Annotated in this window: 22 protein-coding genes; 12 read left to right on the top strand and 10 right to left on the bottom strand. The window is 68.8% G+C overall.

Features of this window, described 5'->3' with window-relative positions; translation table 11 throughout:
* The 3 genes from JYK17_RS06545 (at position 1) to JYK17_RS06555 (ending at position 1,919) form a co-directional block, all read left to right on the top strand.
* A complete protein-coding gene (locus JYK17_RS06545; RefSeq protein ID WP_128804175.1) occupies positions 1–861 on the top strand; it encodes a YhjD/YihY/BrkB family envelope integrity protein in 861 nt (286 codons plus the stop codon).
* Positions 862–974: 113 nt separating this feature from the next.
* Positions 975–1,439, top strand: a complete 465-nt coding sequence (locus JYK17_RS06550) for an SHOCT domain-containing protein (RefSeq protein ID WP_108015036.1) — start codon at positions 975–977, stop codon at positions 1,437–1,439.
* Between the two features lie 33 nt (positions 1,440–1,472).
* The gene (locus JYK17_RS06555; protein WP_108015035.1) at positions 1,473–1,919 is read left to right on the top strand and encodes a DUF7144 family membrane protein; all 447 of its coding nucleotides are present in this window, start codon (positions 1,473–1,475) and stop codon (positions 1,917–1,919) included.
* Positions 1,920–1,927: 8 nt separating this feature from the next.
* On the opposite strand, the gene JYK17_RS06560 is transcribed toward JYK17_RS06555, so the two are convergent.
* Positions 1,928–2,815, bottom strand: coding sequence for an SDR family NAD(P)-dependent oxidoreductase (locus tag JYK17_RS06560; protein WP_222809984.1), 888 nt, complete (start codon positions 2,813–2,815; stop codon positions 1,928–1,930).
* Positions 2,816–3,009: 194 nt separating this feature from the next.
* On the opposite strand from JYK17_RS06560, the gene JYK17_RS06565 reads away from it, so the two are divergent.
* Positions 3,010–4,242, top strand: a complete 1,233-nt coding sequence (locus JYK17_RS06565; RefSeq protein ID WP_222809985.1) for a glycoside hydrolase family 88 protein — start codon at positions 3,010–3,012, stop codon at positions 4,240–4,242.
* A 47-nt stretch (positions 4,243–4,289) separates the two neighbouring features.
* On the opposite strand, the gene JYK17_RS06570 is transcribed toward JYK17_RS06565, so the two are convergent.
* From JYK17_RS06570 to JYK17_RS06585, 4 genes are all read right to left on the bottom strand, one after another.
* Positions 4,290–7,046, bottom strand: a complete 2,757-nt coding sequence (locus JYK17_RS06570) for an alkaline phosphatase family protein (RefSeq protein ID WP_222809986.1) — start codon at positions 7,044–7,046, stop codon at positions 4,290–4,292.
* A 2-nt stretch (positions 7,047–7,048) separates the two neighbouring features.
* Positions 7,049–8,407 (bottom strand): ABC-2 transporter permease family protein, encoded by a 1,359-nt coding sequence (locus JYK17_RS06575; protein ID WP_108015031.1) that lies wholly within the window; start codon positions 8,405–8,407, stop codon positions 7,049–7,051.
* Positions 8,404–9,345 carry an ABC transporter ATP-binding protein gene (locus JYK17_RS06580; RefSeq protein WP_222809987.1) on the bottom strand — a complete coding sequence of 314 codons (942 nt, stop codon included), beginning with the start codon at positions 9,343–9,345 and terminating at the stop codon, positions 8,404–8,406. The genes JYK17_RS06575 and JYK17_RS06580 overlap by 4 nt, the downstream gene beginning before the upstream one ends.
* A 244-nt stretch (positions 9,346–9,589) precedes the next feature.
* Positions 9,590–11,560 carry a potassium transporter Kup gene (locus tag JYK17_RS06585; RefSeq protein WP_108015029.1) on the bottom strand — a complete coding sequence of 657 codons (1,971 nt, stop codon included), beginning with the start codon at positions 11,558–11,560 and terminating at the stop codon, positions 9,590–9,592.
* 195 nt (positions 11,561–11,755) lie between these two features.
* Here JYK17_RS06585 and JYK17_RS06590 point away from each other — a divergent pair, with 195 nt between their 5' ends.
* Positions 11,756–12,703, top strand: a complete 948-nt coding sequence (locus JYK17_RS06590) for a TIGR01777 family oxidoreductase (RefSeq protein ID WP_222809988.1) — start codon at positions 11,756–11,758, stop codon at positions 12,701–12,703.
* A gap of 124 nt (positions 12,704–12,827) precedes the next feature.
* Positions 12,828–13,616: an SAM-dependent methyltransferase gene (locus JYK17_RS06595; protein WP_108015027.1), complete on the top strand. Its 789-nt coding sequence runs from the start codon at positions 12,828–12,830 to the stop codon at positions 13,614–13,616.
* Between the two features lie 18 nt (positions 13,617–13,634).
* Here JYK17_RS06595 and JYK17_RS06600 read toward each other — a convergent pair whose 3' ends face one another.
* Both JYK17_RS06600 and JYK17_RS06605 read right to left on the bottom strand, forming a co-directional pair.
* On the bottom strand, positions 13,635–14,123 hold the full coding sequence (locus JYK17_RS06600) for a hypothetical protein (protein ID WP_108015026.1): 489 nt from the start codon (positions 14,121–14,123) through the stop codon (positions 13,635–13,637).
* A gap of 39 nt (positions 14,124–14,162) precedes the next feature.
* Entirely contained in the window at positions 14,163–14,582 is a 420-nt protein-coding gene (locus tag JYK17_RS06605; protein WP_128804170.1) for an ATP-binding protein, read from the bottom strand.
* 142 nt (positions 14,583–14,724) lie between these two features.
* Between JYK17_RS06605 and JYK17_RS06610 the strand changes: the two genes are divergently transcribed.
* Both JYK17_RS06610 and JYK17_RS06615 read left to right on the top strand, forming a co-directional pair.
* A complete protein-coding gene (locus tag JYK17_RS06610; RefSeq protein ID WP_164932330.1) occupies positions 14,725–14,955 on the top strand; it encodes a DUF397 domain-containing protein in 231 nt (76 codons plus the stop codon).
* Positions 14,956–15,059: 104 nt separating this feature from the next.
* The gene (locus tag JYK17_RS06615) at positions 15,060–15,980 is read left to right on the top strand and encodes a helix-turn-helix domain-containing protein (protein WP_128804168.1); all 921 of its coding nucleotides are present in this window, start codon (positions 15,060–15,062) and stop codon (positions 15,978–15,980) included.
* Between the two features lie 19 nt (positions 15,981–15,999).
* On the opposite strand, the gene JYK17_RS06620 is transcribed toward JYK17_RS06615, so the two are convergent.
* Positions 16,000–16,818 (bottom strand): SAM-dependent methyltransferase, encoded by an 819-nt coding sequence (locus JYK17_RS06620; protein WP_128804167.1) that lies wholly within the window; start codon positions 16,816–16,818, stop codon positions 16,000–16,002.
* A 120-nt stretch (positions 16,819–16,938) separates the two neighbouring features.
* Entirely contained in the window at positions 16,939–17,082 is a 144-nt protein-coding gene (locus JYK17_RS06625) for a hypothetical protein (RefSeq protein ID WP_164932329.1), read from the bottom strand.
* A gap of 266 nt (positions 17,083–17,348) precedes the next feature.
* Here JYK17_RS06625 and JYK17_RS06630 point away from each other — a divergent pair, with 266 nt between their 5' ends.
* Positions 17,349–18,128, top strand: coding sequence for a polysaccharide lyase family 7 protein (locus tag JYK17_RS06630; protein ID WP_108015149.1), 780 nt, complete (start codon positions 17,349–17,351; stop codon positions 18,126–18,128).
* A 91-nt stretch (positions 18,129–18,219) separates the two neighbouring features.
* On the opposite strand, the gene JYK17_RS06635 is transcribed toward JYK17_RS06630, so the two are convergent.
* Positions 18,220–19,374, bottom strand: coding sequence for an ROK family transcriptional regulator (locus tag JYK17_RS06635; protein WP_222809989.1), 1,155 nt, complete (start codon positions 19,372–19,374; stop codon positions 18,220–18,222).
* 321 nt (positions 19,375–19,695) lie between these two features.
* Here JYK17_RS06635 and JYK17_RS06640 point away from each other — a divergent pair, with 321 nt between their 5' ends.
* From JYK17_RS06640 to JYK17_RS06650, 3 genes are all read left to right on the top strand, one after another.
* Positions 19,696–21,771, top strand: a complete 2,076-nt coding sequence (locus JYK17_RS06640) for a fibronectin type III domain-containing protein (protein WP_222809990.1) — start codon at positions 19,696–19,698, stop codon at positions 21,769–21,771.
* A 62-nt stretch (positions 21,772–21,833) separates the two neighbouring features.
* The gene (locus tag JYK17_RS06645) at positions 21,834–22,859 is read left to right on the top strand and encodes a carbohydrate ABC transporter permease (protein WP_222809991.1); all 1,026 of its coding nucleotides are present in this window, start codon (positions 21,834–21,836) and stop codon (positions 22,857–22,859) included.
* Between the two features lie 11 nt (positions 22,860–22,870).
* The gene (locus tag JYK17_RS06650) at positions 22,871–23,809 is read left to right on the top strand and encodes a carbohydrate ABC transporter permease (protein ID WP_222809992.1); all 939 of its coding nucleotides are present in this window, start codon (positions 22,871–22,873) and stop codon (positions 23,807–23,809) included.
* The last annotated feature ends 23 nt before the right edge of the window (positions 23,810–23,832 follow it).

Consider the following 23,832-nt stretch of genomic DNA (forward strand, 5'->3'; position numbering starts at 1 on the left):
ATGGCCGGACGGACCGCACCGGCCACCACCCGCAGGCAGCGCGTGGCCCGGGCTGCGGCGCGACTTCGGGCCGGACCGCTGGGCCGGCTGCTGCCCCGGCTGGCCGCGCTCAACCTGGTGGAGGGCGCCATGAGGCTGGCCGCGCAGGCGTTCCTGGCGGCGCTCCCCCTGCTGATGACCGTGGCGGCGTTCGCGCCGGCCGGGGTGAAGGACCTGCTGCTCGACTCCCTCAGTTCGGTTCTGGGGGTGAAGGGTGAGGCGCTCGACGAGGTCAGGCACGTCTACTCCGCGGGAGCCTCCGCACGGCAGTCCGTAGGTGCGCTCGGTGTGCTCCTGACCCTCGCGTCGGCCACCGCGTTCAGCCGGGCCCTGCAGGCGGTGTGCGAACGCTGCTGGCGGCTGCCTCGGGCGCCGATGCGGTCGGCGGCCTGGCGCTGGCTCATCTGGCTGGTGGTGTGGCTGGCCTTCATGCTCCTCCAGGCCCCGCTGCGGAAGGGTTTCGGCGTCGGCCCGGCCACCGGTCTGGCACTGACCCTTGCGGGGTCCGTCCTGCTGTGGTGGTGGTCCCAGCATCTGCTGCTGGGCGGCAGGATCGGCTGGCCGAGTCTGCTGCCGGGAGCGGTCCTCGCGGGGGCGGGCACGATCACGCTGAGCTGGGCAGGCCATCTGATCCTGGCCAACGCCATGCAGCGCAGCCTCGATGACTTCGGCCCGCTCGGGCCGGTCTTCACACTCCTGTCCTGGCTGATCGGCGTCTTCCTCGTCGCGCTCTCGGGCCTGGCCCTCGGCGAGGCCGTCGCCACCAGCACGTGGTACCGGGCCTCCGTCCTTCTGCCCGGCGGGGAGAAGGCGGTGCGCTGACCGGCTCGTGCACCCGCTCACCCGCGCCGGGTGAGGCGCCCGGTCCTTGCCGTGCGCACGCTGGGAACGCAGAAGCAGCCTCCCGGGCGCAGGCCCGGGACGGAGGGAGAGACATGAGCGCGCCGACGTATCTCGCGTACGACTATCCGATGCTGAGCATCTTCTGGTCCATGCTGGTGTTCTTCCTGTGGATCATGTGGTTCGTCCTGCTCTTCCGGATCGTCGTCGACATCTTCCGTGACGACGCCATGAGCGGATGGGCCAAGGGCGGCTGGCTGGCGTTCGTGATCATCCTGCCCTTCCTGGGTGTCTTCGTCTACGTGATCGCGCGCGGCAAGAACATGGGCCGCCGGGAGGTAGCGCAGGCACGGGATCAGCAGCGGGCCTTCGACTCGTACGTGCGCGAGACCGCCAAGGGCGCAGGTGCGCCCAGCAGCGCCGAGGAGCTCGTCAAGCTGTCCGACATCCGCGCCCGCGGCGACATCACCGACGAGGAGTTCGCCAGGGCGAAGGAGCTGGTCCTGAGCGGACACGGGGCAGGGTCTCGTTCCGGCGCGACCGCCGCTGCCGGGCACTGAGCACGCCGCAGTGATCGAAACGAGGTATCCAGGATGACCGCCACACACACCACACAGACGAGTTCCGCGAAGCAGTCGTGGGCCGCCGGCCTGATGACCTTCGGGGCCGTCATGCTGACGATCGCCGGACTGCTCGCCATCTTCCGCGGCATCATGGCGATCGCCGAGGACGACGTGTTCGTCACGACGCCCAACTACGTCTTCCAGTTCGACCTGACCAGCTGGGGCTGGATCCATCTCGTGCTCGGCGTGGTCGCCGTGTTCGTCAGCTTCGGCCTGTTCCAGGCGGCCACCTGGGCCCGCGTCGCCGGTGTGGCGATCGCAGGGCTCATCATCATCGCCAACTTCCTCTCACTGCCGGAGTATCCGGTGTGGTCCGTCGTGATGATCGCGTTCTCCGCGTTCATCATCTGGGCCCTGTGCGTGGTCCGGCGCGACGAGGCCTTCGAGCCGTTCGAACGCCCGGGGCGCAGCATCTGAGACGGCGTTCAGGGTGTGAGCATGCGGTCCTGCTCCACCGGGGGTGTGCCGTCGTGCCAGGGCAGGGGCTTGCCGAAGCGGATCAACTCGCCGTGGAGGGCGGGGTCGACGTGTTCGGTGAAGACCAGGTCGAGTACGGCGCGGGCGGCGTCGGAGGGCGACTGGGCGTGGCTGTAGTCGCTGAACCAGGGCCGTGAGGTGGCGGTGTCGACCATGCCGGGGCACACCGAGGCGATCAGGGTGTCGTCGGCGAGGTCGCGCTCGCGGCGTTCGGCGGCGACGGCGCGGACCGCGGCGACCTGGGCCACCTTGGAGGGGACATTGAGCCAGCGGGGCCAACCGGCCTCCTCCGCCGTCCTGTTGTGGATGGCGGTGCGCCAGGACTCGACGGCGTTCTCCACCTGCTCCAGGTCCGCACCGTCGAACAGATCGTGCAGACGCGGATCGAGATGACCGAGGGTGCCCAGGCTGCTGGCCACGACGAGCAGCCGGCCGCCGGGGCGCAGAATCGGTCCGAAGCTGCGCAGGATCGCGTGCGTCGCGGTGTTCGAGACGTCGATGAACTCGTCGGCGCGGGCGGCCTGCGACTCCTCGGGCAGCACTCGGGCCACCGCGTTGGAGATCACGACGTCCAACCCGCCGTGCTGCGCGCTCAGTTCGTCGGCGAGGCGGCCGATGGCGCCGGTGTCGGTGACGTCCAGGACCCGGCCCTCGACACGGGCGCGGGTCCCGGGCAGCTGCGCCACCTCGCGGGCCGCCTCGGACACCCGTTGCGGGTTGCGGCCGGTGAGCAGGACCAGGTCGTCCGGCTGCATACGGGCGGCGAGTCCTTCCACGAGTGCGCGGCCGAGGCCCTGGTTGGCGCCGGTGACGAGGGCGATGCGTGAAGCGGTCATGGCTTCAACGCTAGGAACACGGCGTGCATGAGTCCAACGAGAGTCCGGCACAGCACGTATGCGTGATCGTCATGGCCGAGCCTGCCGCGCTTGTTCATGTTCATGAATTTCTCTCACGTGTCTGTACAGTCCCACACCTCGTGTGCGACGCTCGGCCAACTCCTGTCATTCATTGACCAGTTGGAGGGACCGGCATGACTGTTTCCCGGCGTGCGGTACTCACCACGGCGGCCGGTGTCGCTGCGGGGTGGGCGGCCGCGGCACCGGCCGTGGCCGATACGCAGGCGCCGACCCCGACGCCGGCGGCGGACCTGCGCGTGCTCGGTGCGGCGGCCGACTACGCCGTCGAGAAGGTGCGCAGTGTGGCGCCGGGGGTGACCGCCTTCCCCGTGGGCACGAAGTTCGAGAAGTGGACGTACTCGCAGAACGGGGACTGGGTCGGCGGGTTCTGGCCGGGGACGCTGTGGATGGCGTGGCTGCGCAGCAAGGACGACGCCTTCCGCGGCTGGGCCCTGGAGTCGGCGCGGAAGCTGGCGCCACGGCAGACCGACACGAGCACGCACGACCTCGGTTTCCTCTTCTACCCGTCGTGGGTCACCGCCTGGCGGCTGACCGGCGACGAGGCCTGGCGCACGGGCGCGGTCAGGGCTGCCGACTCCCTGATCAAGCGCTACAACCCGCGCGGGCACTTCATCCGGGCGTGGGGTGCGCTGAACGATCCGGCGAACGCGGGCCGGGTCATCATGGACACCATCATGAACCTGGACCTGCTGGCGTTCGCGAGCGCGCAGACCGGCGACGGCACGTACCTGGACATCGCGGTCGAGCACGCGAAGACCGCGCAGAAGGTGTTCCCGCGGCCCGACGGATCGACGCCGCACGTCTACGACTTCGATCCGGACACCGGCGCTCCCATCGGCCCGAACACCGTGCAGGGTTACAGCCCCACCTCGTGCTGGTCACGCGGGCAGGCATGGGGGGTGTACGGGTTCACGACGATGTACCGGCGGACCGGCGACACGGAGTTCCTGGCCACCGCGCGCAAACTCGCGGACTTCGCGGTGGCCGCGCTGACTGCGGACCACGTGCCGGTGTGGGACTACTTCGCGCCGCAGCAGCCGTACGACATCAAGGACGCGTCGGCCGGTGCGGTCACGGCCTGCGGGCTGCTCGATCTGGCCGCGGCCACCGGCCGGCAGTCCTATCGCGACGTGGCGGTGCGCATGCTGACCGCGCTGGCGCAGACGTGCCTGACGAAGAACTCGGCCCGCGCGGACGCGGTCGTGGCCCGCTGCACGCGTAACCGCCCGGCCGAGGACGGTATCGAGATCTCCCTTCCGTACGCCGACTACTACCTGCTGGAGGGCATCCTGCGGGTGCTCCAGCCGCAGGACGTCGACCGGGCGATCGACCTGTCCACGGTCTGACCTGCGCGCCCTGCCGCGTAGGTCAGACCGTGGACGGCAGGGTCGGGTCAGCCGTCCGACTCCGGGGACGGCAGATAGGCGCCGGGTACGTCGTTCGGCGCGTAGATCTTGCTGTCACCGGGGTACGGCTTGGTCCAGTTGTGCGTCTCGTACCAGGTGAGACGGTTCATCTGGGCGGGGTTCGCGTAGTCGGGCACGGCGTGCGGGCCGGTCAGCCGCTGGTGCGACTCCCAGGTCTTCCACTGCGCCGCGAGCTTCTGCTTGTCCGCCGGCACCTTGGCCGCGGTCGGTGCGGGCGAGGCCTTGGCGTCCTGCGGTGCCGGGGTGTCCGCGCCGCAGGGAGGCAGGGTGCTCAGGCCGTCGGTCAGCGAGGTCCGGTTGGGCTGCGCCGTGAAGGGGGTGTTGTCCGCCTTGCGGCTGAAGGCCCCGTACATCGGCGTGGCCGCGCTGTCCTTCTGGTTCATCGGGTGGATCCCGAGGATCTGCTCGACGGTGCGGATCATGGTGATCTGCGTGTAGTAGTGGTTGTCGACCTTGCCGTGCTGCGCCCAGGGGCTGATGACCTGGACGGGGGCGCGGTGGCCGTCGACATGGTCGAGGCCGGCCTGGGAGTCGTCCTCGACGACGAAGATCGCCGAGTCCTTCCAGTACTTGCTGTGCGAGATCTCGTCGACCATCTTTCCGACCGCGAGGTCGTTGTCCGCGACCTCGGCGGCCGGGCTCGGCGGACCGCCGGTGTGGTCGTTGGAGAACCAGAACATGTTCAGGTTCGCCGGGCCGTTCTTCTCGAAGTCCTGCTTCCAGATCTGGTACTTGTACACGTCCGGGACGTCGAGGTCGAACATCGGGAAGCCGGGCACCGACACCTTGTTGAGCGAGGGGATCGCCGAACCGGTCTGGATCGGGTACGCCGTCTTCGCCCCGGTCGAGTCCATGGTCCTGGCGTCGCAGTACAGGTTCTGCCAGGTGGCGCCGGCCGGCTTGCTCTCGACGGACTGGAACTCGCCGTAGTCCTTCACGGACTTGCCGACCGCCTGCGCGCCGGACCAGATGAAGCCGGTCTTCTGGTGGCCGAGGACGTCGTTCTCGGTGTCGTAACTGCGCGTGTACTCACCGGCCGACGACTCCGTGTACTCCGGATTGTCGGACTGCATCAGCCAGTTGTGGCCCTCGGCGGAGTTCGTGCCGATGTCGTAGAAGTTGTCGTAGAGCCCGAACTGCTGCGCCAGTGCGTGCTGGTTGGGCGTCACGTTCTCGCCGAACTGCGTGTAAGCCGAGTTGCCGTTGCCCTGCGGCATGTCGCCGAAGACCTGGTCGTAGGTCCGGTTCTCCTTGACCAGCAGGAAGACGTGCTTGATTGTCGAGGGGTCGCCGAGGTGCACCGGGACGGGCACGGGCCTGGCGTGGCTCTTGCCCTTGGACGTCGTGACCGAGCCGGGCGTCCAGCCGTTCTGCTTGAAGACCTTGGCCGTCTGGGACCTGATGACGCGGTCGTCGGGCAGCTTGAACTGCGTCAGACTCGACGTCGTGTCGTGGGTGCCGTGGGCTCCGCTGGTGGAGGGACGGCGGGCGTCGATGCCGCGGGTGTTGGAGACGACCACGTTCGTGCCCACGGTCGTGATCTCGGAGGGGAAGTAGTCGGTCGGGAGCAGACCTATGTAACTGGCGGGCTCCTGCGGGGACTTGTAGCGGTAGACGGCGACCGCGTTCGCCCGGCCCAGCGTCACCAGCAGACGGCCGTCGTCGGTGAGGGTCACCGCGTCGGGCTCGTAGCCGACCTTCGCCTCGGGCCAGGGCTGGGTGGCGATGGTCTGGACGACGCGGTCCTTGCGGCTGTCGATGACCGAGACGCTGTTGTCGGCGGTGTTGGTGACGAACACCGCCCCCTTCTTCGCGTAGACGGCGGTCGGGTGCAGTCCGACGTCGATGCTGCGGACGGCGGCGGAGGAGTCCGCGACATCGACGACGCTCACCGTGCCGGTGGTGCTGGCGCCGGTGTCCGGATTGGCGACCACCTCGGTGCCGTAGGAGTTGATGGTGGTGTCGCCGGGCCTGGCCGGGCGTCCGCCCTCGTTGCTGACGTACAGCTTGCCTCCCACCAGGGCGAGACCGCGCGGGGCGTTGCCGACTGCCCAGCTCTGCTTGATGGTTCCGGTGGCCGCGTCGATGGCGACCACCCGGTTCTGGCCGTTGACCGCGGAGTAGACGGTGGAGCCGTCGGCGGAGAACACGGCCGCGCCCACGAGTGCGTGCTTGGAGCCGTCGGCCGGGATCGCGACGGTGACCGGGTTGGAGAGGGTGCCGTCCGCGGCGACAGTGAACTTGGTGTAGCCGTCCGCCTGGCCCAGCCACAGCTGGGTGCCGTCGGGCGAGTAGGTCGGGCCCTCCTGGCCGACGGCGGCGGTCTTGATCCGCAGATCGTCCGCCGCGTTGGTGCCGACCTTCTGCTTGATCTGGCCGGTCTTGAGGTCCATGACGACGAGCGACGCGTCGCCGTCGGTCACGGAGGCCGCGAGATGCGTGCCGTCAGGGCTGACCGCCGAGGACATGATCTTGCCGTCGTTGATGACGGTACGGCTGCCGTACGGGTCGATGTACTGGTCACTGGAGATGACCTGGCCGTTGGCGGTGGTCTGGGCGACCTGCTGGGTGCCGAACTGGTAGGTCGAGGCGACCGCGGTGCCCGTGATGCCGAGGGCGACGGCGATGCCCGTCGTCACCAGCAAGGCCCGGCGGCCGATGCGTCTGCCGAAGAGGTCGATGTGCCCCTTCTCGCTGCTGCGACGCTGCCGTGTTACCTGCATGATCATCCCTTCGGGGTGGTGTCGAGCAGGTCGACGTTGCCGTCGAACTGCCACAGCGGGTTCGGTGCGTCCCCGACGGGGGTCCGCACCAGGAAGTAGCCGTTCACTTCCTTCGGTCCGTCGCCGTCGGCGACGAACCGCCCGTCGGCGGTGAAGTCGAGCTGGTAGATGGCCTGTCCGGTGGCCTGGACGCCGGGCAGGTGCCACGAGACGACGCAGCGCCAGTCGTTGCCCGGCCCCTCGGCGGCAAGCCGGCCTGCGCCCTTGTTGCACGCGGCCGTCGCCCTCAACTGCGCCTCGGTGACCGCCGGGCGGTGCAGTTGCCGGGTCTGCAGGCGGTAGAGGTGCGCGAACGCCGTGGCGACCGAGTGCTGCACCTTGTCCTGCCGGATGCCCGAACCCGTGGCGGGGGTCGCCACCGCGACGACCGCGACCGTGACGGCGAGCAGCCCGGCCAGCGGCAGCACGCCGGCGGTGATCGCGCGGCGCCCGGAGCCGTCGTAGGTGAGACTGGTGAAGTCGCGCCGCAGGAACAGGAGATGGGCGAGAACGGTCGCGAGCACCGCCCACACCAGGCTGACGGCGATGCCGATCAGCAGCGGGCCCGTCTGCGCGGGGCTGGTGAACAGGCCGTTCCAGGAGATGAAGGCGTAGCCGGGCAGGGCGAGTCGTACGGCGACCGGCAGCGGGAGCATCTGGGCCAGCTGCATCGCGAGCGCGACCAGTGCCGGCAGGAGCAGTCCCATCGGGGACCGGCCCAGCGCGACCGAGCCGAGCAGTCCGATCGCGGCGAGAGCGAGCGTCGGGGCGAGTACGCACAGCCAGGCGAGAAGGACGTTCCAGGCGGCGTCCGAGGGGGCCAGGAGGTGGCCGTCGAGACCGACCAGTGGCTGGTTGCCGACCGTCACGAGCCCACCGACCGTGCTGGAGCAGGCCAGTCCGGCGACGAGCACCAGGATGACGGTCAGGCTGGCCAGCGCCTTCGCCACGAAGATCCGGCGCGGCGAGCGCACCGCCACCAGCAGATGGCGCCAGGTGCCGAGCCGGTCCTCGGAGGCGAACACGTCGCCGGCGACCAGGGAGGTCAGCAGGGGCAGCGCCCAGGTGCCCGCGAAACCGAGCATCACCAGCGGGGCGGCCCAGCCCGTGGCGAGCATCCAGCGGCCGAAGAGGGTGTCGCTGGGCAGCGTGCTCTGCTGACTCACGCCGACGACGAAGAGCCCAGGGGCGATCCAGCAGGCGAGGACCAGCAGCCGGATCCGCCACTGCGAGACGAGCTTGACCAGCTCGAAGCGGTAGCCACGCGGCACCGACACCGGACTGGCCACGGCGGTGCGGTCGTTGACTGCGGTCGCGGTCATCTGCCCGCCTCCTGCTGTTCGGTGAGGGCGAGGAACGCGGCCTCGAGCGGTGAGACGACGGGCGTGAGCTCCCGCAACGCGATGTCCGCGTGGACGAGTTGGACCACCAGTTCGTCGAGGGCGGGCACCAGCGCGCGCACGACGAGCACCTCGCCGTCGGGGCGGGTCCGGGCGTCGTCGACGACATGGATGCCGGCCGTGTCCGCTGCCACGCGACGGGCGGCCGCGGGGTCGGAGGTGCTCAACCTGTAGTCGAGTTCACGGTTCTCCGTGGCGAGTTTGCCGAGCGGGCCGGAGAAGACGACCCGTCCGGTGGCGAGGATCGTGACCTCGGAGCAGAGTGCTTCGAGGTCGTCCATACGGTGGCTGGAGAGCACCACGGCGGTGCCCTGCGCGGCGAGCCGGTTGAGGACCGCGTGCACATGCTTCTTGCCCGCCGGGTCGAGGCCGTTGGCGGGTTCGTCGAGGACGAGCAGCCGCGGCTCGGTGAGCAGGGCGGCGGCGAGCCCGAGCCGTTGGCGCATGCCGAGCGAGAAGCCGCGGGTCTTGTCGTCGGCGACATCGGTGAGCCCGACCTCGCCGAGTACGTCGTCGATGTCCGCCGTCCGCGCGTCTTTGCCGCGCAGCGCGGCCAGCGCGGCCAGGTTCTGCCGGGCGGTGAGCGAGGGATACAGGCCGGGCCCGTCCACGAAGCCGGTGACTCCGTCGGGAGCGGCGAGCGCCCGCCCGACCGGTGCGTTCAGGATCTCCAGGTCGCCGCTGTCGGCGACGGCGAGGCCCAGCAGAAGACCGAGCAGCGTCGTCTTGCCCGCGCCGTTCGGTCCGACCAGGCCGTGGATCTGCCCCTGTGTCACATCCAGATCTATGCCGTCGAGCGCGACGACGTCCCCGAAGCTCTTGGTGATGCCGCGAGCCCGGACTGCGTGGAGTGTCCCCATGAGCCCCTTCTTTCGAGATCCGCAGGGACGCTAGGGGCGACACACAACGCGCACACAGGTGACTTGCTGAACGCTCATGGAACGGATCGTCAAGCAGTGGGCAAGTCGGGGGTACGAAGAGCTGACATGGAGGGGCAGTTGGGATGATCCGGACAGCAGGTCTCCCCTGACCTGTCCGCATGTGTGCCCCAGCGGCGAACCCGACGGCGGAGCGACACGGCCGGGTCGTCGCTCCGCCGTACGCCTAGACCTCGATGCGCGAGCCCATGATGACGGTGCGGTGGCGCGGCAGGCCGAAGTGTTCGGCGGCGTCGGCCGTGATGTAGGAGGTCGCGATGAACAGCCGTTTGCGCCAGGGCGCCATCGTGCGCGCCTTTCCGCGCTGCAGCTCGATCTTGGACAGGAAGTAGGACGCCCGGTCGAGTTCCAGGGGCCCCTCGGTCTGGGACGCGTCGAGCATGGCCAAGGTGGCGGGCACGTCCGGGGTCTCCATGTAGCCGACGCGGACGGTGACATGGACGATCCCGTCGTCGGCGTAGCCGAGGCTGTCGACGGCGACCCGGCGGTCGTCCTGGACGCGGGGCACGGGTTCGGTCTCGATGGACAGGATCACGACCTGTTCGTGCCGTACGTGGTTGTGCTCCACGTTGGCCCGCATGGCCAGCGGCGCGGTCTCCTTGCCCCGGTTGAGGAAGACGGCCGTGCCGGGGACCTCGCGCACGGGCAGCTCCCCGCTGCGCAGTTCGTCGACGAAGGCGCGCAACGACCCTTCGGTGCGCTCCCGTTGTGCGGTGACGAGCCGGCGGCCGCGCTGCCACGTCGTCATGATGGTGAACACGGTGAGGCCGATGAGCAGGGGCAGCCAGGCGCCGTGGACGAACTTCGTCAGGTTCGCGCCCACGAACAGCAGGTCCACGAAGAGCAGGACGGCCGCTCCGCTCGCGAGCAGCCACCGGGGCGTGCCCCATTTCGCACGGGCGATGTAGAGGAACAGCAGGGTGGTGATGGTGATCGTGCCGGTGACCGCCATGCCGAAGGCGAAGGCCAGTGCCGTGGAGCTGCGGAAGGCGAAGACGAGGGTGAGGACCGAGACCATCAGCAGCCAGTTGACCCAGGGGACGTAGATCTGCCCGATGGTCGTCTCGGAGGTGTGGGCGATCCGCAGCCGCGGCAGATAGCCGAGCTGGGCGGCCTGGGAGGTGACCGAGTACGCGCCGGTGATGACCGCCTGGGAGGCGATCACCGTGGCCGCCGTGGCGAGCAGGATCATCGGCCAGCGGCCCCAGTGGGGCACGAGCAGGAAGAACGGGCTGCTGATGTTCTTGGGATCGTCGAGGATCAGTGCGCCCTGTCCGAGGTAGCTGATGATGCAGGCCGGGAAGACGAGGAACAGCCAGCCGCGGGTGATGGCGGGGCGGCCGAAGTGGCCCATGTCAGCGTAGAGCGCCTCGGCGCCGGTGACCGCGAGCACCACCGCGGCCAGCGCGAAGAAGGCGGTGCCGAAGTGGCCGAACAGGAAGCTCAGGGCGTAGCTCGGCCACAGTGCCCGCAGGATTCCCGGGTGGTCGACGATGCCGCCGATGCCGCATGCGCCGACGGCGGTGAACCAGGCGATCATGACCGGCCCGAAGACCCGGCCCACGGCGGCGGTCCCCCGGCGCTGCACCAGGAACAGGATCACGATGATCACCGCCGTGATGGGCACGACCGCACTGCCCAGCGACGGTTCGACGACCTTGACGCCCTCGACCGCGGACAGCACCGAGATCGCCGGGGTGATCATGCTGTCGCCGAAGAAGAGGGAGGCGCCGAAGATGCCCAGCGCGGCCAGTACGACTGCGGTTCGCCGGCCGAGTTGCGAGCTCCGCTGCCGCACCAGCGTGATCAGCGCCATGATGCCGCCCTCGCCCTGGTTGTCGGCGCGCATCGCGAGCAGCACATAGGTGATCGTGACGATGATCATCACCGACCAGAAGACGAGCGACACCACCCCGTACACGTTCTGTGTGCTGACCGGGACCGGATGCGGGTCGCTCGGGCTGAACACGGTCTGGAGGGTGTAGATCGGGCTGGTTCCGATGTCTCCGAAGACGACGCCGAGAGCGCCGATCACCAGCGCGAGACGCACCGTCTGCCGCGCGCCCGAAGGACCGGCCTGCGACCCCTGTGCCGCGGGCTCCTGTCCCGGCGGGGCCTCGCCCTGACCTTCGTCCATCGTGATCCTCCTCCTCGCGGACTGCGCCGACGCGGGGTCGCCGCGTCGGGGCGGACACTACCGATGGGTGGGGGCGATGCCCGGTAGCGGGGCTCCTGTTCAGCTCGAACGGCCGTTCCGCGTCGAGGAGCGACACTTATTGAACGCGTTCAATTTCAGGGTTAGGCTGGGCCCACCAAAGGCCGAGGGGGTTCGATGAAGGTAGTGCTGCCCGGGGGAACCGGACAGGTGGGCACGATCCTGGACCGTGCGTTGACAGCGGCCGGCCACGAGGTGGTGGTCCTCACCAGGCATCCGGAGCGTGAGCGTCGGATCGCCTGGGACGGGGCGACGCTCGGCGCCTGGGCCGAGGCGCTCGACGGAGCCGACGCGGTGATCAACCTGGCCGGGCGGAGCGTCTCCTGCCGTTACACACCCGAGAATCTTCAGGCCATGATGGATTCCCGGGTCAACTCCGCTCGGATCGTCGGCAAGGCGATCGCCGCTGCGTCGCGGCCTCCGCGGGTCTGGCTGCAGATGAGCACCGCCACGATCTACGCCCACCGCTTCGACGCGGCGCACGACGAGACGACGGGCGTGATCGGCGGCTCGGAGAGCGGGGTGCCGGACTACTGGGCGTACAGCGTCGAGATCGCCAAGAACTGGGAACGCGCACAGGCCGAGGCGCCGACGCCGGCGACGCGCAAGGTGGCCCTGCGCTCGGCGATGGTCATGAGCCCGGACCGGGGCGGAGTCTTCGACGTGCTGCTGCGGATGAGCCGGCTGGGGCTGGGCGGGCCGGTTGCCGGCGGTGCGCAGTACGTCTCCTGGATCCATGACGAGGACTTCGTACGGGCGGTGGAGTTCCTGATCGCGCGCGACGACCTCGAAGGACCGGTGAACCTCGCCTCGCCCGCCCCTCTCCCCCACCGGCAGTTCATGCGCACCCTGCGCGCGGCCGCGGGTGTTCCCGTCGGGCTGCCCGCGACGCGGTGGATGGCGGAGCTGGGCGCGTTCGCGATGCGCTCGGACACGGAACTGCTGCTCAAGAGCCGGCGGGTGGTTCCGGGCCGTCTCCGCGCGGCCGGGTTCGCCTTCGCCCGTCCCGACTGGGAAGAGGCCGCCTCCGACCTCGTACGCCGCTCCCGAGCGGCCGCCCGCTAGCGGCGCCGCATCCAACTCCCTTTTCCCTCGGGCAACATCACGTCCTCTTCAAGCAACATCACGACGCGAGTACGATGATCGAGTACTCGGCTTGCCCCCGCTTCATTGGCGCGATGGAGTTCTCATGACGACCGGCCCACAGCCGTCCCTTCGGATCGACACCAGCAAGGCGCATCCCGCGCGGGTCTACGACTGGCTGCTCGGCGGCAAGGACAACTACCCGGTCGACGAGGCCGTGGGAACGCAACTGCCGCCCGAGGCCAGGGACGCGGCGCGGCAGAACCGCGAGTTCATGCACCGGGCGGCGGCCTGGCTCGCCGGACAGGGCATCGACCAGTTCCTGGACATCGGCACGGGCATCCCCACGGAGCCCAACCTCCATCAGATCGTGCAGCGCGTCGTACCGTCGGCGAGGGTCGTCTACGCCGACAACGACCCGATCGTGCTGCGCCACGCCGAGGCGCTGCTGGTCAGCAGCCCCGAGGGAGCCACGGACTACATCCAGGCCGACGTACAGCAACCGGACGCGATAGTCGAACATGCCCGCCACATCCTGGACTTCGACCGCCCCATCGCGCTGTCGCTGATCGCCCTGATGCACTTCATCACCGACGCCCAGGGCGCGCACGACATCGTCCGCGGCCTGGTGGCCACGCTGCCGAAGGGCAGTTACCTGGTGCTGTCCCACGCCGCCTCCGACAAGTTCGAGGATCTCGTCGAGCAGGTCGTCGCCGAGTACGCGAAGGGCGGCATCGAACTCGGCTTCCGCACACGTCCGCAGGTCGAGCGCTTCTTCGACGGTCTGGAACTCGTGCCGCCCGGCCTGGTGACGGCACCGGAGTGGGGGCCCGACGGCCTGCTGCCCGAGCCCGAGGACAGTGGCATCTACGCGGGAGTGGCCCGGATCGTCTGAACCCGCCTTGGGCGGGCCTCACTCGGCCAGGGTGGTGGCGAGTTCCTTGGTGGCGTGCACGAGTTCACTGTCGCGCTCGGCCAGCAGTCGCGGCAGGACGCTGCGCTGGGCGCGTACGGCATGGCGCGCCGCTGATTCCCATTCGACGTAGTCGCCGTGGTGACGGCGGAGTTTGGGGTAGGCGGCGGCCGTGATCTCCCACTGGCGGGCGTCGGCGATGTTCCGCAGGAGTTGCAGGATCTGCACCCGGCAGGTGGTTTCGGGGCGCTGGGCGAGATCCCACAGGAAGGGCACCGTGACCGCGGTGGCCTGGCCGACGACGAAGCCGTACTGACAGATGCGGTGCCGCAGCCGGTCGAGCGCGTCCTGAGCGGCGGCGTCGTCGCCCGAGGCGATGGCGGCGAGCAGGAAGGGAATCGCGGCGGCGGACCCCGAGGCGTCGGCGATGTCGTGCCAGGACACGAGGCCGACGTCCCGAAGGGTCGCGGTCGGCTTCTTGGCCGTCAAGGGACGCTCACCGCCGTGCGTCGACGTCGTGGGTTCATCTCACACACCGACCCCGGTGGACAGCATGGCCCAGACGGTCTTGCCCTTGGGGGCGTACCGCGTCCAGCCCCAGTGCTGGGACAGGGCCTCGACGATGAACAGACCGCGGCCGTGCTCCTGCAGCGGACCGGCGGCGCGCGCGGTGCCCGGGAGGGTGTCGCCCTGGTCCGTGACGGCGCACACCAGGTGGGCCGGACGCCGGGTGAGCTTGAGCCACACCCCGGAGCCGTCGTCGTCCTCGCTCCCTGCGTGCAGCACGGCATTGGCGGCGAGTTCGGAGACGACGGTCAGCGCGTCGTCGCGGCACGTGGCCAACTCCCAGTCCTTCAGGACCCGTTCGGTGAACTCGCGCGCCTGGGCGCAGCCCGCCCGGTTGCCTGACAGACGCAGGGCGGCTGTTGGGTGCGCGAGCACGGACACGTCAACTCCTGAAGTGATGTCAGGACAAGGCGCCAGCGAAGGGGTTGGCGCCTTGGCTATTATCCACGTCGACAGCACGCTCGTGCAATTTCACGAGAAATTGCGCGCGCAGTTCGAGCCAGTCATGCGCAAGGAGACTGCAGTGCCATCAGTTCCGAATGGGGTACGAGCGAGTTCACTGGGTGTCCGCTGGACCAAGAGCCGGCACAGCAACGCCGAGGGCAACTGCGTCGAGGTCGCCGCCTTGACCGAGGGAGAGGTCGCCCTGCGCAACTCCCGTGACCCGCACGGTCCCGCGCTCATCTACACGTCGACGGAGCTGGCCTCCTTCCTGACCGGCGCGAAGGAGGGCGAGTTCGACGATCTGCTGTGAGGCGCGGGGGTCCGTCGGACCCTTCCCTTTTGGCCTGAGCATGCGGCAGCACCCGTCAAGATGCGATAATGCGGTCTGTTGCCCCCTGCCCACCGGGAGTCAGGATGTCCTCCGAGTCACCGCGCGTCTCCCGTCTGGAACCGTATCTGCATCGCACGGAACCGGCGCCGACTTTGCTGAAGATGCTGGTCGGAGTGCAGCTCGCGGGCATCCGCGAGGACGCCGGCCTGCCTCAGGAACAGGCCGCCCGCGCCGTGGGGTTCAGCCCGGCGAAGCTGTCACGCATCGAGGCGGGCAAGGGGCGCAGGCCGCCCACCGAGGGCGATGTCCGCACACTCCTCGAGTACTACAAGACCGAGGACTACGAGGCGTCGATCCTGCTCCAACTGCTGCGGCGTGCCGGGGAGCCCGGCTGGTGGCAGCGGTTCGACAAACGCCTGATGCCGGAGTGGTTCGACCGGCTGGTCGGACTGCAGGAGGCGGCGGACTCCATCCGTACGTTCGAGATCCAGTACGTGCCCGGACTGCTGCAGACTCCGGCCTACGCCCGTGCCGTGGTGGAGCGCGGGCTGCCCTCGGCGCCGTCCCGCGAGGTCAGCCGCCGGGTCGAACTGCGCACCAAGCGCGGGGAGTTGCTGCAGCGTCCGGACGCGCCCCAACTGTGGGCGATCATCGACGAGTCGGTGCTGTTGCGTGTCCTGGGCAGCCGCGAGGTGATGCGTGAGCAGTTGGACCACTTGGTCACCATGGCCCAACTGCCGCATGTGTCCCTGCAGATCGTCCCGCTGGACGTGACCAACGCATCCGCGCCGGCCATCCCCGTCACCTATCTGCGCTTCGGCGGCCTGGATCTGCCGGACATCGTCTACTTGGAGCACATCAGGAGCGCCACGTTCCTGGAGGACCGCGACGAGACGGAGCAGTACCGGGTCACCCTCGACCAGCTGGCCGACGACGCCCTGAGTCCGCGCGAGTCTTTGACCCGCCTCAAGGAGACGATCGCACAGCGGTACGGAGACGCGTGACCCAGCCGGCCAGGTGCCGCTACGGCATACGGCCCACGCCGCCGAACTCGATCCACTCCTGGGTGAGCTGACGTGGCGCCACCTCGGTGTCCGGCCGCCAGGTGGACACCTCCACCAGGCCGGGCTCCAGGATCTCCAGCCCGTCGAACAACGCCGCGACGTCCTTCTCCTGGCGCACCCGGCCCCAGTGCCCCTGCGTCGCCTGGTCCATGAAGCCGGTCACGAATTCCCGTACCTCCGGGTCCTCGCTCACCAGCTGACACATCAGCAGACAGCTGCCGGGCGCGAGCCGTTCGCGTACCCGCTCCACGACCGCGGCGGGCCCGTCGGTCTCGCTGTCCGGAATGCAGTGGAACACCGAGTTGAACAACACCGCGACCGGCTCCGAGAAGTCGATCAGGCGCTCGGTGTCGGGGTGGGAGAAGATCGCGTCCGTCTCGCGCATGTCCGCCTGGATGACGGCGGTGCGGTCGTTCTGGTCCAGCAGGGCCCGGCCGTGCACCAGCACCATCGGGTCGTTGTCGACGTAGACCACACGCGAGTCCGGTTCGATCTGCTGCGCCACCTGGTGCACGTTGTTCTGCGTGGGCAGGCCTGAACCGTGGTCGAGGAACTGCCTGATGCCGTACTCCTGCGCCAGCGTCCGGACCACGCGCTGGAGGAAGCGCCGGTTGTTCAGCGCCAGCGCGCGGGTGCTGGGCACCACCTTGTCCAGTTCCTCGCAGGCGGCCCGGTCCACCGCGTAGTTGTCCTTGCCGCCCAGATAGTGGTCGTACATGCGCGCGGCTGTCGGAACCGTGGCATCGATCTTCGTGGACAGCCGCTTCCCGGACTCCATCGTCTCCCCCACTTCCAAGCCGCATCGCGCGGACCGGTTCGCCAAGCAACACATCCTAGGGAAAAAGCACTTGGTCGAGCCACTCCTCGCACGATTCCGCCACCCGTGATCGGCCCGCGGTCAGCTCAGGCGGCCGAGCAGCGATGTGACCACCCATTGGACGAACGCGCCCAGCGCGGCCGCCAGCGCCACCTTCCCCGCCTTCTTTCCCGCCTTGCGCGCGGCTCGGCGAACACGCCCGGATTCCTGCTCGGGTTCCCTCATAAGACCACCATTCAGTGAACACATGGACACTGAACGACCAGGCTAGGGAATGCCGTTGGAGATGACTCCGGTCCGGATGCCACTCAACTCACCCCTGTTTATTGGACAGTTCTCACAACCTCTTGACGGAGGTGGTTCAGACCTTTAGGTTCTCCCACACCCACCAGGTTCACAAACAAGCATTCTGTTCATGGACATGAATCAGGACATGAATCAGATGCTTCGGGAACGTGCTCACCCCCACCATCGAGAAAGCAGGGCACGCCATGATCCGTTCGAAAGTCCTGGCCGGTGTCAGCGTCACGGCCGCCGTCGGCGTACTGGCGGTCATGAGCACCGGGGACGCCACCGCCGCCGATCCCGGCAAGGCTCCCGGCGGCAACTTCGACCTGTCCGTGTGGCAGCTTCAGGAGCCCGTCGGCTCCCCCGGTTCCCCCACCACGATCCCGTCCTCGCGCCTCCAGGGCGCGAACGGCTACCAGGACACGTACTTCTACACCGACCAGCGCGACGGCGCGATGACGTTCTGGGCTCCGGAGAAGGGCGTCACCACGCCCAACTCCAACTACGCCCGCTCCGAGTTGCGGGAGATGAACCGCAGCGGCAGCGCGGCCAACTGGTCACTGAGCGGCAGCCACAAGCTGAGCGCCACCCTGCGGGTCGTGTCGGTCACGAAGAACGTGTGCGTCGGCCAGATCCACCTCGGCACCGGCGGCTCCTCCACCAAGCCGCTGGTGGAGCTCTACTACCGGTCGAGCGGCGACATCGTCCTCGGCACCGAGAACTCCCCCTCCGGCGGGCAGACCCTGCACACCGTCGGCCATGTCTCGGTCGGCAAGACCTGGACGTACACGATCGCGGTCTCCGGCGGCGACACTGTCGACCTGACGGTCAACGGCAGCACCACCCACTACTCGATCCCGTCGTCGTTCTTCTCCTACAAGCAGTACTTCAAGGCCGGTTCCTACAACCAGTCGTCCTCCGACAGCACCACCAACGGCGCACGGGTCGCGTTCTACGGGCTGAACGTCTCCCACAGCGGCTGAGCGCGGCGATCGACCCCGGTGTCCCGTCGCCCGCCACCTCCCGGCGGGCCGCGGGACGCCGGTCGCGGGTTCCATGGCCTTTGGCCGAGGCCTACTTGGCGGGCGCGAAGACGCGCTGCGCCGCGACCGCGGCCCCGCCCCGCGCCCACTCCTCGAACGGCAGCGGGCGTACGACGAGATCGCAGTCGACGGCGGCACCGAACGCGTGGTCGACGAAGCTCTGCCTGATGTGGTCGGCGAAGAGGTCATAGGAGGCCACACCCTCACCGGAGATGATGATGCGCTCCGGGCCGATGAGGTTGGCGACGCAGGCGAGCGCCAGGCCCACGGCCCGGCCCGCGCCGGCGAAGACCGCCCGGACCTCGGGATCTCCGGCGTGTGCGAGGCGCACCGCCTCCTCCATGGTCAACCGGGCGTTGCCGGTGGCCTGCCGGGCCTGCTCGGTGATCGCATGCGTGGACGCGACCGCCTCCACGCAACCGGTGTTGCCGCAGGTGCAGATGCGGTCGACACAGCTCACCGGGAGATGTCCGACCTCGCCCGCCACGCCGTGCGCCCCCGAGACCACGCGACCGCCGATGGAGAGTCCCGCGCCGATGCCGGCGCCGACGGTGACCAGCGCGAAGGTCGACAGGCCGGCGCCAGCTCCGAACCACTGCTCGGCCACGGTCAGCGCCCGTACGTCGTTCTCGATGACCGTCGGCGCCCCGGCGGCGGTCTCGACCAACTGGGCGAGCGGCACACGGCGCCAGTCGAGGAAGGGCGAGTACTGGACCGTGCCGAGGCGGCTGTCCACGTCGCCCGAGATCGTGACACCGATGCCGTGGAGGGTATCGACCTGCGTCAGGCCGGCCATCGCGCGCAGCTCGTCCACCAGCCGGGCGATCGCCAGGACCACGGTGCCCACGTCCCGTGAGTCGAGTCGGACACGGCTCGCGGCCAGCGGTCGGGCGGTCAAGTCGGCGAGTACGCCGATGAGTTCCTCGCCGGTGACCTTCACCCCGGCGAACAGGGCGCGTTCGGCACGGACGGCGATGAGTGTCGCGGGGCGGCCGCTGGCCCGTTCCGTGGTGGGACGGCCCACCTCGGTGATCCAGCCGTCGACCATCAGCGGGGTGGCCACCTTGGTGACCGCTCCCGGTGTCAGCCCGGTGCGCCGCCCGATCTCGGCACGGCTCAGCGGGCCGTGCTGGAGCAGGGTCTGGAAGACCAGGGCGGCCGCGGGAGGCTGATCGGCGAGGGTCATACGCCCGACCTTACCTTTCCTTTGGAAACTAAGACAAGACCCGAATCACCCCATGTCTTGGCCGGAAACCGCAGGTCGCTCACCCTTTTCTGACGGAAACCCTTCGCCCTGGCCCGCAGACATCGGATATCTCGCGGCTTCGACTATGTTGACGCCGGAAGGAAACCAGTCCTACATTCGCCGCACTCCTCGTCGGGGCCGACGGGACGGTCCGGCGCCGCGAGGAGCGTGGCCCCCACCCACGTGCCCGTTGCCCGCTTTGCCGCTTCCCCGATCCCGCAGGCGATCACGCCTGCAGTCGCGCCCTGACGGAGTACACACATGGCTCGTCCAGCTCGACCCTCACGTCTGAGAACGCTGACCTGTGTCACCGCACTCGCGGTGGCCCTCGCCGTGCCCGCCGCCGCGCGGGCCGCCTCCCCGGCCGATGCCCCCGCGGCCAAGGCGTCCGGGAACACGGCCGCACCCGTCGTGGCGGCCAAGCCGTACATGGGCTACAGCACCTGGAGCCTCGAATCGACCAACTTCCCCGGCTACGGCGGAGAGAACTGGGTCACCGAGACCAACGTCCTGAAGCAGGCCGACGTCCTGGCCTCGAAGCTGAAGTCCCACGGCTACAACTACGTGAACGTGGACGCCGGCTGGAACGTCGACAACGGCAAGAACGTCGGTGACGCCTACGCCCGGCCGACCGCGGACCTCAAGAAGTTCCCGCACGGCATGAAGTACGTCGCCGACCAACTGCACCGCAAGGGACTGAAGTTCGGCCTCTATCTCGCCGTGGGCCTCTATCAGGACTACTACAACGACGGCAAGACACCGATATACGACGCACCCGGCTGCACCACCAAGGACATCGTCTACCCGGACCTGCGCAAGACGAGCGGCTGGGACAACGTCTCCTACCAGCTGAACTTCGCCAGCCCCTGCACCACCAAGTACATCCAGTCCGTCGCCGACGAACTGGCCTCCTGGGGCGTCGACTTCCTCAAGATCGACGGCGTCGGCCCCGGCTCCAACCAGGGCGACGACGCCCACAACAACGTCCCCGACATCAAGGCCTGGCACACCGCGCTGCAGAAGACGGGCCGGCCCATCCAGTTCGTCCTGTCCTGGTCGCTCAGCCACAACCAGGCCGACGTCTGGAAGGCCAACTCCAACGGCTGGCGCGTCGACACCGACGTCGAGTGCTACTGCGACACGCTGGTGACCTGGAACAACTCCGTGAAGGGGCGCTGGAACGACGTCGTGCCGTGGATCGATGACGCCGGGCCGGGGCACTGGAACAACCTCGACTCCCTCGATGTCGGCGTCGGCGTGATGGATGGCATCAACAACGTCGAGCGGCAGAGCTACATGACGCTGTGGGCCATCGAGTCCGCACCGCTGTACATCGGCGACGACCTCACCAAGCTCGACTCCTACGGCCTGAAGCTGCTCACCAACGACGAGGTCATCGCGGTCGACCAGGCGGGCAACCCGGCCAGGCCGGTCAGCCAGAAGACACCCCAGCAGGTGTGGTACGCCCGTAACGCGGACGGCAGTTACACCGTGGCGCTCTTCAACCTCGACAAGGGCTACTCCGATGTGACGGCCGACTTCGGCGACCTCGGCATCAGCGGCAAGGCCTCGGTCCGCGACCTGTGGAGCCACAAGAACCTCGGCTCGGTCCGCGGCCACTTCACCGACAACCTGCCCCCGCACGGCTCACGCCTGCTGCGGATCACCCCGCAGGGGACCGGCAAGCACCCCGGCGTCCCGCTCGCTGTGCACGGCACCGAGTCCACCGCCACCAGCGTCTCGCTCGACTGGAACCCGGTGAACTCCGGTACGCGGACCACCGGTTACGACGTCTACGCGAACGGCTCCAGGGCGACCACCGTCACCGGCACCTCGGCCACGGTCAACGGTCTCAAGGCCGGCACGGACTACGCGTTCACCGTCGTCGCCCATGACGCCAGGGGCCGGACGTCCGCACCCAGCAAGGCGATTCACGTCTCCACACCGGCCACGGGCGGACCGGTCTCCTACGAGGCCGAGGCCTCCGGAAACACCCTCGGCGGCAACGCATCCGTATCGGACTGCTCCGAGTGCTCGGGCGGCAAGAAGGTCGGCAACCTCGGCGGCGGCGGATCCGTGGCGATCAACCACGTCACCGCGCCGAAGGACGGCACGTACCTGATGAAGCTCGACTACACGGACGGTTCCTCCGGCCGCACGATCGTGGTCACCACGGGCGACACGTCCTTCCAGGTGCCACTGCCCGGCAGCAACGACAACAACTGGGGCCGCCCGCAGTCGATCACCGTGTCCGTGCCGCTGAAGGCCGGCGAGAACACGATCGGCTTCGGCAACCCCTCGGACTACGCCTCCGACGTGGACCGGATCACTCTCTGACCGCCTCTCCGGCCCGACCGTTCCACCCGTCCGACAACTGATCCGACACCTGAGGAGGTGCCGTGGTGGTCACATCACAAGGCAAGCTCACGACGCCGACCACACCGCCGTCCGCCGCGGTGACCACCACGGCCACCGACCTCGGCCCAACTCCCCACGCCCGCAAGGTCCGTAGCGCCCGCAAGCCGGGACGCTCCACCCCGACCAGGTCCGCGGCGGCCCGCCGCCGCGACCTGCCGGCCGCTCTTGTGCTCATCCTGCCCGCGGTGGCCGGATTCGCGGTCTTCTTCGCCTATCCGACCCTGCGCGGCATCTACCTCAGTTTCACCGACTTCCATGTCCTGACCCCACCGCAGTGGGTGGGACTGGCCAACTTCCAGCAGATGTTCGGCGACGACGTCTTCTGGCACTCCCTGCTCGTCACCGTCTACTTCGTCGCCCTGTCCGTGTCCTTCGGCACCCTGATCTCCCTGGTGACGGCCGTGGTGCTGCACCGGGTGACCCGCTCCTCGCTCCTGCGCGGCGTGATCCTGCTGCCGTTCCTGATCTCCAACGTCATCGCCGCCCTGGTCTGGCAGTGGATGCTCGACCCCAGCCTCGGCATCGTCAACAGCGTCCTGAAGCACCTGACCGGGCACTCGATCCTCTTCCTCGGCAGCGGCGGATGGGCGATCCCGTCCCTCGCCGCGATCAGCGTGTGGAAGTGGATGGGCTACTACGCCCTGCTGATCTTCGCCGGACTGCAGACCATCCCGTCCACGATCTACGAGGCGGGCCGGGTGGACGGCGCGAGCGAGACACAGATGTTCCGGCGGCTGACGGTGCCCCTGCTGCGCCCCATCCTCGTCATGGTGGTCGTCCTGACGGTGATCAACTCCTTCCAGGTGTTCGACATCGTGCAGGTCACCACCCGGGGCGGCCCGGCCAACGCCTCGAACGTGCTGCAGATGTACATCTACGACAAGGCCTTCCGGCAGTTCGACTTCGGCTACGCCGCCACCCTGTCGCTGGCCCTGTTCGCCCTGCTGATCACGGTCACCTTCACCCAACTGCGGCTCGCCCGCGCCAACGAATCCGACCTGACCTGAAGGAGGCCGTCATGGCAGTCACCCTCGCGCCCGGCCCGACGGCCACCGCGCAGCGCCACACCCGCGACAACTCCCGCCGCCTCCCGCTCGGCAGGATCGCGGCCTGGATCTACCTCGGCATCGTCGTCCTGGTCACGCTCTTCCCCTTCTACTGGATCCTGCGCACCGCGCTGTCCAACAACTACAAGCTGGCGACCAACCCCTCCTCACCGCTGCCGGTGGGCTTCACCTGGGGCGCCTTCGAGCGGGTCCTGGGGATCGCCTCCACCGCGGACGCCCAGGCCCAGGGCGGTTCGGGCGCCTCCATCGACATCGCGCTCTATCTCCGCAACTCGCTCGTCTACGCCTCCGTACAGACGGTGCTGATCGTGCTGTTCTCCGCGGCGGCCGCGTACGCCTTCTCCCGGCTGCACTGGCGCGGGCGCAATCTGGTCTTCAACATCCTCATCGCCGCGCTGATGGTGCCCAGCGTCTTCACGCTGCTGCCCAACTTCGTCCTCGTCAAAGACCTCGGGCTGTCCAACACCTTCGGCGGGCTGATCCTGCCGGGCGCCCTCTTCCAGGCCTTCACCCTGTTCTTCCTGCGGCAGTTCATGCTCGGTCTGAGCAGCGAGGTCGAGGAGGCCGCCATCATCGACGGCGCGGGTCCCTTCCGGATCTTCTTCCGGATCATCCTGCCGATGTCGTCCGCGCCGATCGCCACCGTGTCGCTGCTGATGTTCGTCAACGCCTGGAACGACTACTTCTGGCCCCTGTTGATCACCAACAGCGAGAACGTGCAGCCCCTCACCCTCGCGCTCGGCGTCTTCAAGCAGTCCTCCCCGCAGGCCGCCCCCGACTGGGCGGGCCTGATGGCGGCCGCCCTCGTCGCGGCTCTGCCGATGCTGCTGCTGTTCCTCGCCTTCGGGAAGCGCATCGTCAACTCCATCGGCTTCTCCGGTCTCAAGTGACCGCCCGTACACCGCGATTGGAC

The organism is Streptomyces plumbidurans (genome assembly GCF_019857225.1).
GTDB classification, from domain to species: domain Bacteria; phylum Actinomycetota; class Actinomycetes; order Streptomycetales; family Streptomycetaceae; genus Streptomyces; species Streptomyces plumbidurans.